14 protein-coding genes and 1 pseudogene are annotated in these 20,569 nt (G+C 40.6%); 6 read left to right on the top strand and 9 right to left on the bottom strand.

All coding sequences use genetic code 11. From position 1 onward, the window contains the following. Positions 1-32: 32 nt before the first annotated feature. Together G7074_RS10320 and G7074_RS10315 are read right to left on the bottom strand one after the other, a co-directional pair. On the bottom strand, positions 33-866 hold the full coding sequence (locus tag G7074_RS10320; protein ID WP_124558813.1) for a phospholipase: 834 nt from the start codon (positions 864-866) through the stop codon (positions 33-35). Between the two features lie 89 nt (positions 867-955). Beyond that, on the bottom strand, positions 956-1,171 hold the full coding sequence (locus G7074_RS10315; protein WP_124558814.1) for a hypothetical protein: 216 nt from the start codon (positions 1,169-1,171) through the stop codon (positions 956-958). Between the two features lie 385 nt (positions 1,172-1,556). Here G7074_RS10315 and G7074_RS10310 point away from each other — a divergent pair. Beyond that, positions 1,557-2,021 (top strand): annotated as a pseudogene (locus tag G7074_RS10310) (porin family protein); the annotation flags it as partial. Between the two features lie 145 nt (positions 2,022-2,166). Here G7074_RS10310 and G7074_RS10305 read toward each other — a convergent pair. From G7074_RS10305 to G7074_RS10295, 3 genes are read right to left on the bottom strand one after another with little or no spacing between them, the layout of a single operon-like run. Beyond that, positions 2,167-2,907 (bottom strand): DUF4397 domain-containing protein, encoded by a 741-nt coding sequence (locus G7074_RS10305; RefSeq protein ID WP_166208280.1) that lies wholly within the window; start codon positions 2,905-2,907, stop codon positions 2,167-2,169. A gap of 23 nt (positions 2,908-2,930) precedes the next feature. Next, positions 2,931-4,484, bottom strand: coding sequence for a SusD/RagB family nutrient-binding outer membrane lipoprotein (locus G7074_RS10300; protein ID WP_166208277.1), 1,554 nt, complete (start codon positions 4,482-4,484; stop codon positions 2,931-2,933). An 11-nt stretch (positions 4,485-4,495) separates the two neighbouring features. Continuing rightward, positions 4,496-7,576 (bottom strand): SusC/RagA family TonB-linked outer membrane protein, encoded by a 3,081-nt coding sequence (locus G7074_RS10295; RefSeq protein WP_166208275.1) that lies wholly within the window; start codon positions 7,574-7,576, stop codon positions 4,496-4,498. A gap of 233 nt (positions 7,577-7,809) precedes the next feature. On the opposite strand from G7074_RS10295, the gene G7074_RS10290 reads away from it, so the two are divergent. Then, the gene (locus tag G7074_RS10290; protein WP_124558819.1) at positions 7,810-8,556 is read left to right on the top strand and encodes a DeoR/GlpR family DNA-binding transcription regulator; all 747 of its coding nucleotides are present in this window, start codon (positions 7,810-7,812) and stop codon (positions 8,554-8,556) included. A gap of 39 nt (positions 8,557-8,595) precedes the next feature. On the opposite strand, the gene G7074_RS10285 is transcribed toward G7074_RS10290, so the two are convergent. From G7074_RS10285 to G7074_RS10275, 3 genes are all read right to left on the bottom strand, one after another. Continuing rightward, the gene (locus tag G7074_RS10285; protein ID WP_166208272.1) at positions 8,596-9,888 is read right to left on the bottom strand and encodes a RagB/SusD family nutrient uptake outer membrane protein; all 1,293 of its coding nucleotides are present in this window, start codon (positions 9,886-9,888) and stop codon (positions 8,596-8,598) included. Between the two features lie 16 nt (positions 9,889-9,904). Beyond that, complete coding sequence (locus G7074_RS10280; RefSeq protein ID WP_205944175.1) at positions 9,905-13,033, bottom strand: SusC/RagA family TonB-linked outer membrane protein; 3,129 nt, start codon at positions 13,031-13,033, stop codon at positions 9,905-9,907. Between the two features lie 115 nt (positions 13,034-13,148). After that, on the bottom strand, positions 13,149-14,345 hold the full coding sequence (locus G7074_RS10275) for an anhydro-N-acetylmuramic acid kinase (protein WP_166208269.1): 1,197 nt from the start codon (positions 14,343-14,345) through the stop codon (positions 13,149-13,151). A 152-nt stretch (positions 14,346-14,497) separates the two neighbouring features. Between G7074_RS10275 and nagB the strand changes: the two genes are divergently transcribed. From nagB to G7074_RS10260, 4 genes are all read left to right on the top strand, one after another. Then, entirely contained in the window at positions 14,498-16,423 is a 1,926-nt protein-coding gene (nagB, locus tag G7074_RS10270) for a glucosamine-6-phosphate deaminase (protein ID WP_124558822.1), read from the top strand. Positions 16,424-16,593: 170 nt separating this feature from the next. After that, positions 16,594-16,878 carry a DUF5009 domain-containing protein gene (locus tag G7074_RS27915; RefSeq protein WP_205944174.1) on the top strand — a complete coding sequence of 95 codons (285 nt, stop codon included), beginning with the start codon at positions 16,594-16,596 and terminating at the stop codon, positions 16,876-16,878. Positions 16,879-17,084: 206 nt separating this feature from the next. Next, a complete protein-coding gene (locus G7074_RS27910; RefSeq protein ID WP_205944173.1) occupies positions 17,085-17,753 on the top strand; it encodes a hypothetical protein in 669 nt (222 codons plus the stop codon). A 42-nt stretch (positions 17,754-17,795) separates the two neighbouring features. Beyond that, positions 17,796-18,818, top strand: a complete 1,023-nt coding sequence (locus G7074_RS10260) for a LacI family DNA-binding transcriptional regulator (RefSeq protein ID WP_166208266.1) — start codon at positions 17,796-17,798, stop codon at positions 18,816-18,818. A 4-nt stretch (positions 18,819-18,822) separates the two neighbouring features. On the opposite strand, the gene G7074_RS10255 is transcribed toward G7074_RS10260, so the two are convergent. Beyond that, positions 18,823-20,367, bottom strand: a complete 1,545-nt coding sequence (locus G7074_RS10255) for a glycoside hydrolase family 10 protein (protein ID WP_166208263.1) — start codon at positions 20,365-20,367, stop codon at positions 18,823-18,825. Positions 20,368-20,569: the final 202 nt, after the last annotated feature.

Raw genomic sequence — 20,569 nt, 5'->3', positions numbered from 1 at the left:
CCAAATAATAGTAATGTATAGCCTAAGCTTTTTTATTTATGCCGGGCAAACAGCCATGCGGGTATTTGAGGCGTGAGCAATAGCGGAATGGTAATGAGGTTATGATCTAACTTGTTATAAGTGGTAAAGCACAAATTGGGATTACCTCTCACCTCCTGATATAAATGTTCGCTTCCACTGTATGGATTTTCATTGTCCTGCCGGCCATGAATTAACCAAATAGGTTTTCGCTGAATGCCATTTATATTTAAGAAATCGGGAACAGCCGCAATAGAAACCATTGCCGCAAAGATTTTTGGTGCAATGTTCATGAGGTTTTGCGCGGTAGATGCCCCCATGGAATAACCCACCAAATAAATGCGATTAGTGTCTATCCGCGGATATTTATTTTTTACCTCGCGGATCAACTCCAACAGTAAATATACCTCTTCTGATGGTTTAGAGATCAGGCAATTCCGTACAGAATCCAGATAATAATTGGATGAACGTGTTTGAAACTGTGGAGCAATTACGAATGCCGGGTATTGTTGGCGAATGTCCTGTCGCAACCAAATTCTGGCCAATGGTTCTAATTGCCTTTCATTATCTGTGCCTATCCTGGTTGAGTTATGAAAGGTAATAACCAGAGGATATTTTAAATGCCTGGTATAACTTTCCGGCAATAACAATCTATAATTAAGCGATGTACCCCCTTTAATGAAAGTTTGTTTGAGATATTGATCCGCAGATAAGTCGTTTAATTGTTTTCTGGTTTGAGCTGATGTTAGGCTATCAGGAAAAGCATCATTAAATGCCTGTTGTTGTGCCGATAATTTAAGGGCACTTAACCAGAGTAAGAATGCGAGTATAAAAGATGCAAATTGCATGAGAAAGCGAGGTAGAGCGAGCGCCTGTACGTTAAATTGACAACAAAAAGCTTAAATATGTTGTACTTAGAAAAGTGAAAACTGGAATCTTAAAGCCTGTTTCCCTTGGTATCGGCCAGTGCTTTCTGAATGGTAAACTCAACGTAGGTACGGTCGCGTTTAACCAGGCGCATTAAGTCTTCAACCAGTTGATCTTCTTTACCGGGCTCAAATGCCAAAGGTTCGTTCGCCAGATCGCGGTATTTCCTTAAGAATTTGGTTTTTACTTTAAATGCGGTTTCAGAAGTGAGTTGAAAATTAGCCATGGCATATTTTATTTGATGCAAAAGTAAAAAATATTTGTTCAGGTTAATACCTTTTTATGTGATCTGACAAAAAAAACAGACATTCGCGAAAAATTCTTGCACGATAATTGTGTTAAAACGGCGTTATAAAAGCTAACCCGGAACAAAAACTACGGTATGCAATTTTAAAAAAGAAGCCATAAGTGCAAAAAACACCTTTAATATGCATACAAGCAAGTTTTTGATTTTATAACCTTAAAAATTAAACTAAAATGAAAAAGATCATCTTCTCTATTGTTTTCCTGACCTTGGGTTGGGCAGCAGCAAAGGCACAAACCTTTAACCTGGGGTTAAAGCAGGTGTAAATTTAGCTAAGTTAAATTCGGATTTCGCAAGCCAGGAAAACCGTTTGGGCTACCAAATCGGTGCATGGGCACGCATTGGTGGCGCCAGTTTTTATGTACAGCCAGAGGCTTACATTGGCAGCAAAGGCAACAAATTTATCAGCTTTAAAGACAATGGAACCGAAGTTGCAGCTGAAGGAAAAGTAAAATTTACGACACTGGATGTTCCGGTATTATTAGGAACAAAATTCGGGGCTAAAAACTTAAACTTCCGTTTAATGGCCGGTCCGGTAATTTCATTCATACTGGATGAAAATTCGACTTTTAGCTCGGCTTACCAACAAGCAACAGATTTTGGCAATTACAAAAACCAAGCATTGGGCTTACAGGCTGGTGCAGGTGTTGATGTAGGCAGTATTTCTGTTGATTTACGTTACGAAGCTGGTTTATCGAACATCAGTAAAAGTGAAAAGTATAGCCAGAAACCTAATCTTTTCCAATTGAGTTTAGGGTTTAAGATTTTGTAATGATTTAACAGAACTCTTAAACGATAAAAGGGCGATATTTGACATATCGCCCTTTTATTTTATGTTTCTCCAGCTATTGCGGTAACCCGACTTTAATAGAAGGTAGTATAAAATGTTGCTGCAAATGGATAGGTCGCATTTCCTATTATCCCCTAGCATATATGGTATATGCTCTGCCCTTTGTTAACACGAAAGTTGAACCTGCTGCAAGCAATGGTGTAGTAGTGCCAGCTGGATTAATAAAAAGCTTTATTGACGGACTTATTCCAGGTCCTAAACTTGGTATTTCTGTCCAGGTTGTAACCGTTCCGTAAGCTACATTTGATATAATTTTAGTTCCGGTAGCTACATCTTTAACAAGATCCAAATTTGGGCTACCTGCAGCTAAATTAAGCATTCGAACAAAAATCTTCGATGTATCTAAACCAGGCCTACTATCCTCTACCATTAATGATGCAGGAATTTTTTTAGTTGTAGTGTTATATTGTCCGGCAGTATATATCGTGTAGTATTTACCTGCTTCTGGTGTAATTGTTGTATTAAAAACCTCTAAATTTGCATCTGCAGCAGCTGTCGAAAGTATTTTACCGGTTAAAACTCGTGAGCCCGGGGCAGTAACTGCATATCCCAAATCCGGAAATAATCCATTATATGCATAACCAGCATTTTCAGTTCCTAGTGTAGAAAGCGCGGACGAAAATTTAGCGCCATCCATATAAAAGGTTAATGCCGGGCTCGCCGGGCTTAAATTTAGAATTTTAAGATAAGAGTACTTAGGATCGGCTGGGGCTATCTTTTCATATGCTGTATTTTCTACAAGCTCGCCCTTTTTACATGCGGCAAATAATCCGATACTAACCGCAATAAAATATAATATTTTTTTCATTTTTCTTTTGATAAATAGTGAAATTACGGTTGAGAAAACCACATTTTGTAGGTGTGATAATCGCTCTTATCGGCTCCGATTTTCTTTAATGCCTCTATGTTCCATAGGTATTCGGAGTTGTAACGTGGGCGATAGCGTTGCGCAGGCTTGCCTCCATTATCTACGTAAAAGCTTGATGGAAACCGGTAAACATTCACATAAGGATTATATCCGGCTGCATCGCCAACGTTGTAGTTAAACTTCCTTAAATCGCACCAGGTTTCTACAAAACCGTAGCCATAAAGGGCCAGGTATTTTTGCAGCATAATATCTTTTAAAGTTAAAGTAGCTGCGCTTTGTTTTACAGATGTACTTGCCAGATATGCTGCTTTTTCAGTGGCAGTTATGGCCGTGCCCAAAGCGCTAACAAAATCGATACTTGAAGTAACCCCATTAATATAGGCGGTATAAGCCAAAGGAAAATCTCCTTTTCTAAAGGCTGCTTCAGCTTTAATAAACTGCATTTCGGTGTAAGTCATAATCGGGAAACCTGCATTATCTTTAAACAGATATTTACCCTGGTTTGGTCCGGGGTTGGCAGATCCCAACGATCCCCATGGATTAGGAATCTGGTTCTTGGCAACTGCAGTTCCGGCGTCAGCAGTATAAGGTGCCGTACCTCTAAATATACCATCCTGCGATGCTGTAATCATGTTGTTGCGGCGCGGATCGATAACCAGAGGTGTGTTGGCAACAGCAAAGGTGGTACCATCAAGCAAAGCCACAATTATAGCCGTTTGGCGGTATGCACCTAAATTTGCCCTTAAAGGACCAAAAAAGTTACCATTAATAGCCGTTGTACCGGTATTAGGTACAATAAAATTATCGGCATTACCGGCTAACGATTTATCAACATACTCAATTACTTTAGCCGGATCGTAAGTAGCCTTATTCACCAGGTTGTTGGCATTTCGAGCCAGGATACCGTAATTGAACTTAATCCATTTGGCATTATCGCCTGCGTAAATCAAATCGGCCGGACCAAACTTCACTACTGTTCCTGCACCATCTGTTCTGCTAAAATTGGCAATCGAAGCATTGGCTAATCTAACCACCTCTGCATAAACCTCGGGTTGGGTATCGTAATCGTAAACATAACGATCTACATCAAATGCCTGCTTTAAAATAATTTCGCCATGGTAATCGGTAGTGGTTTGCCAGCTCCATGCCTTTAATGCTTGTGCCATACCTACATAATTCCATTCCTGCTTAGCTTCAGAATCTTTGATAATCAGGTTTAAGTTAGCTCCTAAGCCAAAATAATTAGTCCTCCAAATTTCGCCCATGGCATCGCTGCCAGCAATCCAGCCATGTTGTTCTCCCACATTTACAGCCCCACCAAAATATTGGATTAATCCACCTAAATACCTCGAATCGAATTGTATACCTCTTTCCATTTGTGCAAACAAAGGAGGGGTTAATGTTTTGCTCGATACTTCTTGCGGCGTTGCAGGATCTGTATTCACATCCAGGTACTTTTTACATCCCGACGCAATTACCAGCGAAGCAAAAACTGATAATAAATATATCTTTTTCATCTCTTTAATCTTTAAAAACCAATTTTCACACCTAAATTATAACCTCTTGGCAAGCCAACTGAACCGAAATCGATCCCTGTACCGCCTAAACCGCCCGATGCAGCACTTAAACCATTAACCGACGGATCTACACCTTTGTAATTGGTAATCAACAACAAATCTGTTCCGGTAACGAAAACATTGGCGCTCTTAATCACTTTACTGTTTTGGAATAAGCTTTTTGGCAAGTTGTAGCTCAAGGTCACATCCTTCAGCCTGATCCAGCTGATATCTTTTTCTAAGAAATCGGCTGTATTATAAAATGTTGAGTAATAACTTGTAGTGATGTAAGGAATTACCACCACATTATTTTTGGTTGGGTTGGCCGAATTTTCCAAACCATCGCGCATTACACCTTCAATAATCCTTGGCACCTCGCGATCTGTACTTAACTTAGATAAACCCCTTGCATACAGGTATAACTCGGTTGCGTTGTAAATATCGCCCCCTTTACGCAAATCGAGCAAAAACGAAAGGTTGAAATTTTTATAGGTAAAGCTGTTGGTTAAACCCACCATAATATCTGGTGCGCGATCGCCCATTTGAGTGAAATTAACATCTTTAATCGGCATTCCGTTTGCCGGATTGATTAAAAGCTGACCATCTTTGTTTCTCAAATAATCTATACCCGCAAAAGCTGAAATCGATGTTCCCACAGCATATTGAGCCCTAACATTATCAAACAACCAGCTATCAGATACATAAAACACATCCTGATTTGCAGGCAACGACAAGATTTTTCCTCTTGCCCTCGATGCATTTGCCGAAATATCCCAGCTAAAGTTCTGTGTTTTAACCGGTGTACCTTTAACCAAAAGTTCGAAACCGTGTACCCTAATTTTTCCGCTATTGATATATTGTAAAACAGCACCCGATGCATAACTTAAGCGTGGTGCAGTAATTTGCTTATCAGACAGGTTATGGTAATAAGAAAAATCGAATGATAAACGGTTTTTAAAGAAACCCAATTCCAATCCAATCTCTTTTGCTGTAGTAAATTCGGCCTCTAAATCCGGATTACCCATATTTACATCCAATGCATAACCACCACCTGTAGTTTGTTGGGCAACCAATTTATTGTTGGTAATGTAAGCCACTCTGGCATCTTTACCTGATTGGCCCCACGAGCCTCTTAATTTACCGTACGACAACCATTCTAAGCTTTTTACGGCCTGCAAATTCGAAAACACAAAACTTAATGATGTGGCAGGGTAAAAGAAAGTATTATTCTTTTGTGGCAGGGTTGAAGATAAATCCTGACGACCAGACAGGGTTAAATACAAGAAATTATCGTAACCTAACTCTGCATTGGCAAAAACACCAACTTTACGCTTTAGCTCATCGGTATAAGCTACCCTTTGTGTAGTTGGATCGATATTGTTCATGCTAAAAAAGTTCGGCTGGTAAAAACGTGTACCGAACTGTGCATTTACCTGATAAGAATCATCTTTAATCTCAGTACCTACACGGATTACAGGCTTAAATTTTCCAAAATCTTTTTTAGCTGTTGCTACAAAATTGGCTGTTACCAATCGCTCGTTGGCATTATAGGTATTTAAACCACCGCCCGAATTGGTGGTTCCGGATCTATTTGCTTCGTACGACTGGATATCGTAGGCAGAAAGACCGGTCTGAGAAAATATATCTGCTCCAGCAGTTCCCTGCATGCTTAACCAGTTGGTTGGCGCATAGGTAAAGCCTATATTTCCAAGCACACGGTTCATTTTATCGTAGTTAGGGTTTCTTTCTACGCCCCAATATGGATTATCCAATTCGCCACTTAAGCTTCCGGTAATGGTTCTTCTTTCGCCAAGTGGGGTCAGGTAGTTCCGCATATCATCTGTTAACGGCCATGATAAAGCACTTAACATTGGGCTGCTTACGCCCTTATAGGTTTTATCAGTTCTTGAAGAGATCAGGTTTAGCGATGCATTCATGCTAATTTTATCGCTGATTTTAGAAGTGGCGTTTATTTTACCATTGATAGTATTATAAGCCGTTCCCGGAATGATACCTTTCTGATCGGTATAGCTTACCGTTGTCCGCACCGAAAGCTTCTCACTTCCACCCTCTATAGTTGCATTATGTTTTTGGGTGAAACCGGTTTTATAAAAATTACCGATATTATCGTACATCGTTTTATTGGCTGGGTATTTCGCGCCAAAGAAAGTACGTGTTCTTTGTTCTTCATCAAAAATACCTCCGGCACCACCACCATAAGTAGTTTGTACTTCTGGATAGCGATAGGTATTTTCTAGCCTGAACGAGTTACTATAGGTTACGCGGGCGGTACCGGCTTTTGCTCTTTTTGTAGTAATTACAACAGCGCCCGAAGCACCATCTGTTCCGTATAAAGCTGAAGCCTCTGGTCCTTTTAAAACCGTAAGCGATTCTATTTCTTCAGGATTTATATCCATTGCCCTGTTTCCGTAATCGTTCTGGCGGTTAAAGGTTCCCTGTCCCACTAAATTGTACTCGCTAAAAGTACGGTTAGAAATCGGCAAACCATCTACTACGAAAAGTGGCTGATTATCTCCATCCAACGAAATACCACCACGGATAATCATCGTTGCAGATGCCCCTGGTGTACCCGTTGTTGGCGTAATGGTTGCACCAGCCACACGGCCTTGTAAGGCATTTAAAAAGTTATCGCGTTGTGTATCGGCAATATCCGAACCTTTTAAGGTTTGCGCGGAGTAACCGAGCGCATCTTTAGATCTTTTTATACCGAATGCTGTTACTACCACCTCACTGAGGTTACCCGCATCGGCAGAAAGACTAATGTTAATAACCGTATTTGAGCCAACCGCACGCTCCTGGGTTACATAACCCACATAGGAATAAGTAAGTACGTCGGTTTTTAATGCTTTAATAACATAGTTTCCTTGTGCATTGGTTTGTGCAACAACATTGCTGCCCTTTACCCGAACAGAAACACCAGGTATAGGCCCATCGGGCGAGGTAACCTTACCTGCAATAGTTATTTGTTGCGCGATGGCATGAGCCAGCAACAAAAACGTACCAATAAAAATTAATAGTAGCTTTTTTTTCATAAACTGCCAGTTTAGGGAATGAAATGATTTGTTTAGTTGTTTATAGTTAGTTAGCAAAACACGCACAATAACGCATTTTACTGCTAATATCATAAATGTTTTGGAATAAAAAAACTAATTAACAAACTATTTACCAGCAACTAACAACATTAAATCGCACAAACACGCACAAACACGCAATATTTAGAAAATTTAAAAATCTTTTATACTTTCGTTCAACCAGACCATATTTTATGCTGAAAAAAGAACGCCATGATTTCATTATGCGCCAGATTAACCTGCACAACCGCGTGCTCACGTCCGATCTGGTTCAACTGCTCAATGTTTCGGAGGATACTATTAGAAGGGATTTGCAGGAACTGGTGGATGAAAATCTGCTGTACAAAGTGCATGGCGGTGCGCTATCCAAATCGTACCATAGCTCTTTTGATGATAGTACCGTTTACGCCCGCGACAGCAAGATTATCATAGCAAAAAAGGCAGCCAAGCTGATTAAAGATGGCATGGTGGTTTTAACGGGCGGCGGTACCACAATACTTGAATTGGTAAAACTCTTACCCCAGGGCATATCAGCTACTTTTTTTACGATTAGCCCGCTGGTTGCTGTAGAGCTGGCTAAATACAACAATGTTGAAGTAATTTTAATTGGGGGCCTATTTTCTAAAAACTCGCAGGTTACCTATGGCGGCCAGGTGATTACCCAGCTTTCAGAAATTAAAGCCGATTTATGCCTGATGGGAACCAGTGCAATCCACCCTGAAGAAGGCTTAACCGATACTTACTGGGAAATTAACCAGCTAAAGAAGGCCATGCTGGCCTGTGCAAAAAGAACTGCAGTATTGTGTATTTCAGAAAAATTGGATATCGCCCTGCGCTTAAGGGTTTGCCCCTTAGAAAGTATCAGTTATTTGGTAACTGAGCTGGATATTAATGACGAATCGCTTTCGCGTTATCGTGAAAAGGAATTGAATATTTTATAAAAAGCTTCCCTGGTTTAGTCAGGGAAGCTTTTTTCGTTATTAGAATGAGGGATCCGCTGGCGTATTGGTATTGTTATCCCGCTCCGGAAAAGGATAAGGGAAGAAATTACGTTTACGATCTGCTAATGGCTGATTAAACCGCCTCATATCTTCGAGTTTTAAACCCGACATAAACAGCTCAATGCAACGGTGTTTGTAAATGAGATCTAATAGCTGCTGCTGGGTATATGGCCCAGTTAAAGGAAGCAATCCGGCACCTACTCCCAAAGGATCTTGAGCAGGTGTTTTCGTAACCACTTTATTTAGCTCTGTTAATGCACTAATCAGATTAGGTGTGGCCTGACGGGCATAAGCTTCGGCTTTAATCAAAGTCATCTCGCCAGGAAGATAAAGCGGAAACGGCGCCAGGGTGCTTGCTGCAAATCCTTTAATACGCACTGTTGTGTTAATTGTAGTATAAAATGGAATGCGCAAATCACCTGCATCGGGCACAAATGCACCTGTTTGCCCAAGGTTGATATTTTTTGGCTGAACCACATTATTAGTGGAAGTAGCAACTTCAAAAATGGAATTCAAATTCTGGGCATCATAGTTGAATAAAGAAGTTTTAATGAGGTCAACCGCATTAGCCGCACTTAAAGCAAGCGTGTAATTACCCGCAAATAGCGCATACCTGGCTTTTAGAGCATTCAGCGTATTCGGAATATCTACTCCTGCTGGAACATTACCTAAAAAAGTTGAGCTGATTGGGTTTGCTGCAATGACGGCTTGTGCATTCTCAATGGTTGCAATCGCTTTGTTAAAACCTTCTACCCGGGTAATAAAACCAATATTCTGGCCTATGCCTGCTGGCACTTTTTCCCAATATTCAGATAAATTACCTAAAGCCATAGCCTTAAAAATGCTGGCATGAGCAATTAAACCGGCAGCATAATTTTTATCAGCTAAATTGGCTGCGTTGTTGATCACGTTATCAGCATCAAAGATAACCTTGTTTGCCGCTGTCCAGACATTCAGCACTACGCTATTGGTACCATCAACCTGAACTCCTCCAGCCATTAATCTTTCCTCAGAAGTATTTCCGGTATTGATAGAAATTAGCTCATTTGTAGTAATTCCGTTTAGAGTTATTGAGGCATATAGAAGGCCTGCGCGGGTTGTCGAAATACTTTTTTGGAGTCCCGTGGTTACTCCGGTTAGCGCCCTTGATGAAGTCATTACATCTTCAGCAACAGGTGCATTAGGATTGAGATAGTCCTTTTTGCAAGCAGATAAGGCAACCAATCCTAAAAAAAATGTGTAAAGCGTATATTTTTGTCTTAAATTTTTCATAACCATTATTTTAAAATTAGAACCTTGCCTGTAAACCAATAGAAAAGGTACGTGGAATTGGCACTGAGCCAAAATCGATATTCCTTAAAATTGTCGATTGTCCTCCTGCGTTCACCTCGGGATCATAACCTTTGTAATTATCCCAGGAAGCTAAATTCCGTCCGCTTAAATTAACTGTCAAGTCTTTTACAAATTTCACTTTGCCTATGTTATAACTCAGCGAAATTTCTCTCAGTTTTACAAAAGAACCATCATCTATACGCCATTCTTCTACATTATACACTCCTGCCACGTAACCTCTTGGCAATTGCCCTAAATCTTCAGCTTCGGTTACTTTACCATTACCTACCCCCTGGCGGGTCCTCCAATCGGCGTTCCATATATCCCCACCCTGAACGGCATCTAACTGAATATGGAGGCTTAGTTTTTTATAAGTAAAATCATTCACTAAAGATCCCGTGTAATCAGGATTTGGGTCGCCTAATACTTTACGCAGAACAGCACCCGAAGGTTGACCATTGGTTCGTTGCGGATCGTAAGTGGTAGAAGTTAGTTGCTTACCCAACTCTGTTTGCGGAATCCCCAGGGCATTTGTTAATAAGCTACCATCGCTATTTCGTGCGAAGAAAGTTCCATAAAAAACCCCTACAGGATATCCATCGGTGATTGATACCGGTGCCCCGGCATTAGTTGCAATCAACCTTTGCGCACCTGAACCTACAATTTTGTTCCTGTTGCGGTTATAAATCAAAGTGGCCGTCCAGGTAAAATCGGTTGTTTTAACCGGTACACCAGTTAACATCAGCTCAATTCCTTTATTTTTTAATGTGCCTCCAATGTTATCCAGTACGCTCGAATAACCTATGGTTGGTGCTACAATCACATTAAGCAATACATCCTTAACCCGTTTATCGTACCAGCTAAATGTTAAGCCTAAGCGATTATTGAAAAACGACATATCGGTACCGATTTCCAATTCTTTTTGGCGCTCCGGCTTTACACCTGTATTGGCAAGAATACTGCTTGACGTTAAAGATGTTTTACTGGTAATTGCGCCTGGAGTATATACATTAAACCTATCGTAGGCGCCGATACCGGTTAAGTTTCCTGATTCGCCATATGCCGCACGAAATTTAAGTGCATTCCACCATGAAGAAACTCCCAGATTTTTCCAATAATCAGCTGAAGATAAAACGTAACTCACGTTTGCTTTTGGATAGAATTGCGTCCGGTTATTTTCTCCGAAAACTGTTGATTGATCGACCCTAACTGCACCTGTTACAAATAAATGGTCCTTATATTTAAAATTCTGCTGCAAATAGGCCCCGCTAATCGAGAATTCAGACCTGTTATCGTTATTCGTTAAGATGGTGCTTGCCCCGTTAACCGTTTGTACAAAAGGTGCAAGTCCGCGGCCATTTAGCAAGCTGAACAAATCCTTTTGATACTGGAAAGAACCTCCTAGTTGTGTGGTAGAACTTAATGCGTCTGATATTTTTGCATCATAAGTAAAATTCAGTTCGTTGTTAAATAAAGTTGTAGTTGCATTTGCGGCACTGGCATATCCATTTAAAGACGGATCAAGAGTTGGTCCGCCACCATAAAAACCTGTACTTACATTATAAGCGAAGGGCGGAATGTAAGTGGTTCCGTTTTGAATACTATTATCAACCCCCATGGTGTAATCGATGGTAAGATTTTTAACTGGCGTTAACTTTATTCCCGCGTTAGCAATAATGCGATTAGTAAACTGCCGTTGTTTGATGTCTTCAATTACGGAAACTGGATTCACTCTTCCACGTTCACCAACAGATTTCAGGTTACCTGAAGCGTCTCTGGTGAAAAGGTCATGAAAATTACCGATAATGGTTACGGAGTTCATTGGTGAGAAAAAAGAATTTCCGTCTGGCTTTTCATTTGCATCGCTATGGATATAATTAAATCCGGCAGTAATTTTTGCCCAGTTATTGATTTTCTGATCGAGATTAGCCCTAAAGTTCATCCTTCTGAAATTGGTATTCTTAATAATTCCCTGATTAGCAAAATACCCGGCCGAAGTATAAAATTTCGTATTGTCATTTCCACCCGAAACTGATACGGAATTATCTGTGCCTACCCCTGTGCGAAAAATATAATCCTGATAATTATAGCGGGTAACGGCGGTGGTATTAGTTAAAGTTGGGGTTAAAATATCCTGTGTTTGCGCATCAACAGATCCACCAAACTTAATTGGTGCCTGATTTACCTCAATCTGCTTCCGGAGTTCGCTAATGGTCAGGCTGGTATTGAAACTTACCTGCGGCTCACCGCTTTTCCCGCGTTTGGTAAAAATCTGAATTACACCTGCATTTGCCCTTGAACCATAAATTGCCGCTGCCGCAGCGCCATTTAAAACCTCAATGTGGTCAATATCTGCCGGACTAATATCCACCATCCTATTCTGTCCGAGGCTTCCTACCTGGATGCCATTGTTAATATTGTCGTAATTGCCAGACGTATTGGTTACCCTTGTAGTAGAGTTATTTATTATTACACCATCAATGATATAGAGTGGTTCAGATGATGAATTAACAGAACTTATACCTCTTAAACGAACAGAAATTCCTCCAGCGGGATCGCCTGAGTTCTGGCTAATCTGTGCTCCAGGTGTTTTTCCCTGCAATGAGGCAAGGGCATTTCCGCTGGGCGCTTTGTTTAAATCATCACCTTTTACAGTACTTACATAACTACCTAACTGTTTACGGGTAGTTCCCTGCGAGGTGCCTGTAACAATAACTTCATCAAGACCTACAGCATCGCCACTAAGCTTTACGCTTACCTGTACTTTATCATTTGCGCCCAAATCAACTGATTGAAGGCTACTTTTATAGCCCACATAAGAAAACTGAAGCTGGTATTTTCCGGGATTTAAATCAACCGAAAAGTTATAAGCTCCGTTAGCATCGGTACTGGTAGCCAAAGTGGTATTTAATATTTTAACAACTGCTCCAGGTATAGGATCGCTGTTAGCTGCATCGGTAACCTTGCCGCTAATGGTGTACCGTTTGCTTTGTGCTTGTGCCATTCCTGTAAATAAGAGTAACAGAAATGGGATCATCAAAATTACGAAGAGCTTTGACAACCATTTTAGGTAACTTTTTTCCATAAAATTTGGTTTTGGGTTGAAGATTAGTTTAAAACAAATTAAACAAAATACTGCACAAACCAAATTTTTAAGCTACACAAACTACTTTACAATCAGACACTAACGCCAATCCGAGCTATTCGGGCAAACTGATCTTACCCATACAAACCGCCGGTACACCTTGCCTGTTTCCAAAACTTATCGGCTTACCACAAAGGGTTTCGTTGGCTAAAACAGCAAATAAAACAGCTTCTTTAGCATCAGGATTGATCTTCAAATCTTCAGTGGTTAAGAAATTACAAAAAGGCAATTCGTTATGCAGCAGTTTTACCAGTAAAGGATTGTGCATACCACCGCCACTCATATAAACCGAGGCTTTCGCCTGCTGACCAAAACATCGCCTAATGGCATCAGCGATGGTGCGTGCCGAAAAGTGACATAAAGTAGCCATCACATCCGCTTTTGGAATATCAGTGGTACCCGATTGCTGCTGCGCATTGCTCAGGTATTCGAGATTAAATAATTCGGGGCCTGTTGTTTTAGGAAAACCAAGCTCAAAGAAACTACAATCCAATAATGTATGCAAAAGCTTTTCGTTTAATTGACCAGCACTCCCCACTTCGGCATTTTTATCATAAAACCGATCAAAATATTTTTGCATGTACTGATCCATTAAAGTATTGCCCGGGCCAACATCTGTAGAAAAAACTGCGCTGGCCTCGGTACTTCCAGGTAGGTAGGTAAAGTTTGCAATTCCACCAATATTTAGCATTACCCGGTCTTCTCCTGCTTTAGAAAAGATCAGATAATCGCCATAAACCGCCAATGGTGCGCCCTCTCCTCCTGCCGCTAAATGTTTCTGCCTGAAATCGGAAAGTGTAATGATCCCCGTTTTAAGTGCGATATGATCTCCATCTCCTATCTGTAAGGTTCCGTTCGGGTAATCTTCGAGCTGATGCAAGGATTTAGGTGCATGAAAAATGGTTTGTCCGTGGCTGGCAATAAAGTCGATGGCTCCATTATCGTATCCCCACTCCTGTAGAGCTTCGTTAATTAATTGGGCATGCGTATTGGCAATGTGCTCGTTCATGAGGCAAACCAACTGCAAATCGACCTCTTTCTTAGAAAAAACAGCTTTAATCTTGGCTCTGAAATTATCGGTATAATCGCCGGTTTTAAATGCCAGAATTTTTATGTCGGTATCGGAGCCGCTATTTTTAACCGAACAGAGTGCAATATCCAGCCCATCCATAGAGGTACCACTCATTAACCCTATAATTAAACGCTCGCTTTTAGTTGCTTTTTCGTACAACTTTTGGATCTGTGTGTTCATATTAATTTTTACTTAAAAACGAACAAACGTTTGTCTGCACCGTTAACTCAATTTTATAAAAATACTTGCAATAAAAGTAAATATCCTGTGTTAAAAATTGGGCATAACTCTCTATATTTACTGCTCCGTACATTAAAATCCATATAAAAAAAATGGCTAGATTAAATTTACTGGAGGAGACACGTTTCGAGAAACTACCCGTAAGCGTGTTCGAAAATCCAAAAATTGCTTCCATTAATGTAGCAAACCGCATCGCGGAGCTCATTAAATCAAAACAAGCAAACAACGCACCTGCAGTACTGGGCTTAGCAACAGGTGTTACTCCAATTGCAGTATATGCCGAACTGGTTAGACTGCACAAAGAAGAAGGTTTAAGTTTCAAAAACGTAATTACGTTCAACCTGGATGAGTATTATCCGATGGCGCCAACTGCGGCACAGAGTTACGTTACTTTTATGAACGAGAACCTTTTCGATCACATCGACATCGATAAAAATAATGTTCACATTCCGGACGGAACGCTTGCACTTGAAGACATTCCGGCGTTTTGTTTAGATTACGAAAAGAAAATTGGTGATTTAGGCGGTCTTGATATCCAGATCCTGGGTATTGGTCGTACTGGTCACATCGGTTTCAACGAGCCGGGCTCTGCACCAAACTCGGGAACACGTTTAGTTACTCTTGATGACCTTACCCGCCGTGATGCTGCGCGCGATTTCGGTGGTAAAACCTTTGTACCAACTAAGGCCATTACCATGGGTATTGGTACCATTTTCAAAGCAAGGGAAATTATATTAATGGCTTGGAGCCGTAAAAAAGCTTCGATCATTAAAAAAGCGGTAGAAGGAGAAATTTCTGGCGATGTACCAGCTACATTTCTTCAGTTATCTGATCATGTTGAATTCATTCTTGATGCTCCGGCAGCTTCGGATTTAACCCGTTTTGATACTCCATGGTTGGTAAAAGATTGTATCTGGACCGATGCTTTAATCCGTAAAGCAGTAATTTGGTTGGCCAATACTTTAAATAAGCCAATCTTAAAATTAACTGAAGACGATTACAACAACAATGGTATGGCACAACTGGCTACCGAAAAAGGGCCGGTGTACAATATCAACATCCATATCTTTAACAAATTACAACACACTATTACAGGCTGGCCAGGTGGTAAACCAAATGCCGACGATTCTCAGCGTCCGGAAAGAGCCGAACCAGCTAAGAAAAGAGTAATTATCTTTTCGCCACACCCTGATGATGATGTAATTTCAATGGGTGGTACATTTATCCGTCTGGTTGATCAGAAACATGATGTACACGTAGCTTATCAAACTTCCGGAAACACGGCAGTTTGGGATGACGACGCACTTCGCTTTGTAGAATTCAACGTAGATTTTACTGAGAAAATGGGCATGGATAACTCGCATTTAAAGGAACTTTACAACAACATGAGAACCTTTATTGAGCAGAAAAAACCAAACCAGATAGATACTCCGGAGATTCAAACCGTTAAAGGCTTAATCAGAAAAGGAGAAGCCATTGCCGGAGCGAGATATTGTGGTTTAGAAGATGATCACATTCACTTCCAGGCACTTCCTTTCTACGAAAGTGGCAAAGTGCAAAAAAATCCGGTAACCGATGCCGACATCGAGTTAACCATGGAGCTTTTGCAAAAAGTTAAGCCTCACCAAGTTTATGCTGCCGGCGATTTCGAAGATCCACATGGCACGCACATTGTTTGCTTCAATATTATACTTGCAGCTTTAAAACGCCTGCGTAAAACTGAAGCATGGGCTCAGGATTGCTGGTTATGGATGTACCGTGGCGCATGGCACGAATTCGAAACACACGAAATCGAAATGGCTGTGCCAATTTCTCCGCAAGAACTTGAGCGTAAAAAATATGCGATTTTCAAACACCAGAGCCAAAAAGACAGAGCTGTTTTCCCTGGCGATGATTCAAGAGAATTCTGGCAACGTGCCGAAGACCGTAACCGCGAAACAGCTAAGGCTTACGATGATTTGGGACTTGCAGAATACGAAGCCATGGAAGCTTTTGTACGCTGGAAATTTGAAGATTAGTTTTAGTTGATCGATATCAATCCTGCTTTGTTTGCTCAAAGCAGGATTTTTTTTATCCGCCCTCCGAAGTCTTAAAGGCCAGAAGAACCATACCTGGCTAAACTTCGTAAGCAAGTTATTTCTCATTGTAAAAACAATACTATAAATTAGTTTTCTCAAACCAACTAACCATGACCGAAACTAAACAACGATTGCTTTCACTCGATTTTTTTAGGGGATTAACGGTAGCCGCAATGATTTTAGTGAACAATCCGGGTAGTTGGGGACATATTTATGCTCCTTTAGAACATGCTGAATGGAACGGATGCACACCAACAGATTTAATCTTTCCTTTTTTCCTTTGGATTGTTGGCGTATCCATTGCTTTTGCCATGAGTAGTAGCAAAATCGATCCGGCCATACATAAAAAAACCATCATTAAGGCCATTAAACGGGGCTTATACTTTACTTACTAGGATTCTTTTTAGCCATTTTTGGAAAAATCATCAGCGCAATTACAACAGAAAGTACCATTCTCGAAGCTTTCCAAACGGTTAGGTTATTGGGTGTTTTGCAAAGAATAGGCATAGTTTTTATCATCTGCAGTATCATCTTTCTCAAAGCTTCGGAAAAAACGATATTTAAAACATTAATTATTATCCTGGCAGTGTATTGGGCTTTAATGACTTTTATCCCAGTACCTGGTGTAGGTTATCCTAACTTAGAAAAAGAAACCAATTTAGCGGCCTGGATTGATAGAGGCATTTTAACTGAAGCGCATACCTGGGCCTCATCAAAAACATGGGATCCCGAAGGGATCTTAAGCACGCTACCAGCTGTTGGCACTTGCTTATTTGGCATTTTGGTTGGCGTTTGGATGCGCCGAAAAGATGTAGATAACGCCACAAAAGTAGCCTGGCTTTTTACCGCAGGCATAGCTGCTATTATACTGGGACTGCTTTGGGATTTACAGTTTCCTATCAATAAAGCACTTTGGACAAGCCCTTACGTACTTTACGCAGGCGGATTGGCAAGCATTGGCCTCGCGCTATGTTACTGGATTATTGATGTACAGGGCTACAGGAAATTTACAACCCCGTTCGTCGTATACGGTGTTAACGCCATCACCGTTTTCTTTTTGGCAGGTTTAATGCCCCGGGTGTTAAATCTCATTCAGGTTACCAAACCCGACGGAACAAAGACCGGATTGTTGGTCAGGTTTTATGAAACTTGTTATACTCCCTTTTTTAGCCCAATAAATGCCTCGCTGGTTTGGGCCGTTACCTACGTACTGGGCTTCTATGTATTATTATATTTCATGTACAAAAAGAACATTATTATTAAGGTTTAGTACATTTATAACCTATTATTAAATCGACCGCTAATTCAAAAATTGAAAAAGAAAACCACTATATACGACATTGCAAAAGAGCTGAATGTTACGGTATCTACCGTTTCACGGGCATTGAGTGGCTTTCCGGCCATAAGCGATACCACACGAAAAGCGGTGGTAGATATGGCTAAAAAATTGAATTATAGCCCAAACAAGTTGGCCTCGGCACTAAAATCGGGCAAAACGCACATTATTGGGGTTATTGTACCTAGCGTACAGGCTCATTTTTTTGCTTCCATTATACACTGCATAGAAGATGGCTTAAAAGACAGCGGATATCGTGTAATTATCTATCAATCTAACGAATCGGTAGAGAATGAGATAAACGGCGTAAAAACATTATTAGAGGCACAGGTTGATGGAATTATGGCTTCACTATCGTTAGAAACGCAAGATGTAAGCCACTTTGCCGAAATTGTTAAACAGAATAAACCCCTAATTTTATTTGATCGAGTAAATGCAGATTTAAAGGTGCCTACCATTACCCTCGATGACTTTAGGGCTGGCTATATAGCTACGCAACATTTAATTGATAACGGCTATAAAAAAATTGCTTTTGTAACTACTATTCACCAGATTAAGATATTTAACGATCGCCTGGAGGGCTATAAAGCGGCACTTGCCGATAATGACCTGCCGTTAATAGAGGAGCACATTATTTTTGGTGGCCTTTCCATTAAAGATGGCCGTTTTGGTGCAGGTAAACTGATGCGCAGCCGGAACAAACCCGACGCCATTATTGCGGGAGATGATTTTACGGCTGTAGGCGTAATTAAAAAGCTTAAAGAAATTGATGAAACCCCGCCCGAAATTGGCGTTATTGGTTTTGCCAATGAGGCCTTTTCTGCCTACATTACACCTAATTTATCTACAATAGATCAGCATGCACCTCAAATCGGCAAAGCATGTGCTAAAATGTTTCTGAAAATGATTAACCAGCAAAACCCATACTCTGGTATGGAACATATTGTGCTCGATCCTACTGTTGTAGAAAGAGAATCGACCAATAAGAAGGCTGTTTAACCTTTTATTCTTTCGCTAGCGGCACTTCTACACCAACAGGGCCGCTAGGTTCACTTTCATTTTTTAAGCGATCTAAAGCCGTTACCAGGTAACTATAGCGCTTTCCGCTTTCTACTCCGGTATCAATAAACGAAAGGTAATCTTCAAAACTTATTTTGATGATGTTTTTAGGATCAAGTACCGAAATCTTCTCTCCCTCGCTAAAGCGATAAACCACAAAGCCCGTAGCGGTTTCGCCATCTTTGGCTTTTAGTGGAAGTTGCCATTTCAGGTGTACCCCATCCTTCATGGCATCGGCGGTTAGGGCCAGCGGCGCGTTTGGTGGCACTTCATCCAGCCAGGGCATTTGCGGCGGCAAAGCCGGATATTTATAAAAATCGTTCTTTAACGAATCTCCTACTGCCTTTGCTACTGTACTCAAAGACTTTGAACTAAAAAACACGCTTCCCTGAATCCGGTTATTCTCTCTTAAATACCTGATCTGATTAGGAATTTCGCTCATATTTTTCCATGCGGCCTCAGCTCTCGAATTTACGAGGTAAGCCCCCTGGCCAATATAAACATGCCTGCCAAAGGTATTGTTGCTCCACCAATCAACCAAAACACCATAAGGAGCAACCCTCCTGGTAAATGTAAAATAAATCTGAGGGTTAATGTAATCTACCCAACCTTCTTTAACCCATTTGCGGCTATCGGCAAAAAGCTCGGCATAATTAGATAAACCACTGGTAGCTGAACCTTCAGGGTCTTCATTTTTATTTTTCCAGATACCAAACGGGCTGATCCCGAATTTTACCCATTTTTTGTAATGATGAATACTATCATCCAACTGTTTAATCAACAAATCAACGTTGTTGCGCCTCCAGTCTTTAATGTCCGAAAAATTGTTAGGGTATTTATAAAAAGTATTGCCATCATTAATGGCTTGCCCTTCTACTTTATAGGGATAAAAATAATCGTCGAAATGAATGCCGTCCACATCGTATTCCTTTACCACATCCAGAATTACCTGCACAATGTATTCCCTAACTTCAGGAATCCCCGGATCGAATTGTTTTTTGCCACCATAAGTAAAAAACCAATCGGGGTGCTTACGGTAAGCATGGTTTTCGCTCAAAACAGCATTGCTACTCATACTTGCACGATAAGGATTAAACCATGCATGTAATTCCATTCCCCTAAAATGTGCTTCTTTAATAGCAAAAGCCAGTGGATCGTAACCCGCAGCCGGCGCCAGGCCTTGTTTACCCATTAACCATTGGCTCCATGGTTCTCTCGATTTGGCATAAAAAGCATCGGCCGCAGGCCTTACCTGCAAAATAATGGCATTCATACCCTGACTTTTATGGCGTTCAAGAATACCAATAAGCTCTTGTTTTTGCTGATCGACAGTTAGTCCTGGCTTGGAAGGCCAGTCGATATTAGTAACAGTTGCTACCCATACCCCCCTAAACTCCCTTTTTGGTGCAATTTTTGATAAAGGTTGTGCATTTAATATATAAGGCAATACAGTTAAGGATAAAAGTGCGTATAGGAAGTTTTTATGCATTATTTCTGTCTTATTTTTTATTCAGGTTGTGTGTTTGTGTTGATTTGAGTACAAATGAACATTAGCAAGTAAACGATTTTTTTTAAAAACTCTTATAAGTTTATTAAAAATTTTAATTTGCGCCTCCTAAAAATTAATTGTGTACCCCCATTTACCTATGGAGAACAAAAGTATATTAATTTAAAGAAGATACAGCGTTATT

It is taken from the genome of Pedobacter sp. HDW13, from assembly GCF_011303555.1.
Taxonomy (GTDB): Bacteria; Bacteroidota; Bacteroidia; order Sphingobacteriales; family Sphingobacteriaceae; genus Pedobacter.
The sequence above is the reverse complement of the archived record's forward strand: the minus strand, read 5'-3'. Positions and strand labels throughout refer to the sequence as shown.

Excerpts from the sequence above, each read along its gene's own strand:
- G7074_RS10295 (WP_166208275.1), bottom strand. The coding sequence starts at position 7,576 with ATGAAAAAAAAGCTACTATTAATTTTTATTGGTACGTTTTTGTTGCTG.
- G7074_RS27910 (WP_205944173.1), top strand. The coding sequence starts at position 17,085 with ATGACTTTTATCCCAGTACCTGGTGTAGGTTATCCTAACTTAGAAAAA.
- G7074_RS10285 (WP_166208272.1), bottom strand. The coding sequence starts at position 9,888 with ATGAAAAATTTAAGACAAAAATATACGCTTTACACATTTTTTTTAGGA.
- G7074_RS10320 (WP_124558813.1), bottom strand. The coding sequence starts at position 866 with ATGCAATTTGCATCTTTTATACTCGCATTCTTACTCTGGTTAAGTGCC.
- G7074_RS10305 (WP_166208280.1), bottom strand. The coding sequence starts at position 2,907 with ATGAAAAAAATATTATATTTTATTGCGGTTAGTATCGGATTATTTGCC.
- G7074_RS10315 (WP_124558814.1), bottom strand. The coding sequence starts at position 1,171 with ATGGCTAATTTTCAACTCACTTCTGAAACCGCATTTAAAGTAAAAACC.
- G7074_RS27915 (WP_205944174.1), top strand. The coding sequence starts at position 16,594 with ATGACCGAAACTAAACAACGATTGCTTTCACTCGATTTTTTTAGGGGA.
- nagB (WP_124558822.1), top strand. The coding sequence starts at position 14,498 with ATGGCTAGATTAAATTTACTGGAGGAGACACGTTTCGAGAAACTACCC.
- G7074_RS10300 (WP_166208277.1), bottom strand. The coding sequence starts at position 4,484 with ATGAAAAAGATATATTTATTATCAGTTTTTGCTTCGCTGGTAATTGCG.
- G7074_RS10275 (WP_166208269.1), bottom strand. The coding sequence starts at position 14,345 with ATGAACACACAGATCCAAAAGTTGTACGAAAAAGCAACTAAAAGCGAG.
- G7074_RS10290 (WP_124558819.1), top strand. The coding sequence starts at position 7,810 with ATGCTGAAAAAAGAACGCCATGATTTCATTATGCGCCAGATTAACCTG.
- G7074_RS10255 (WP_166208263.1), bottom strand. The coding sequence starts at position 20,367 with ATGCATAAAAACTTCCTATACGCACTTTTATCCTTAACTGTATTGCCT.
- G7074_RS10280 (WP_205944175.1), bottom strand. The coding sequence starts at position 13,033 with ATGGAAAAAAGTTACCTAAAATGGTTGTCAAAGCTCTTCGTAATTTTG.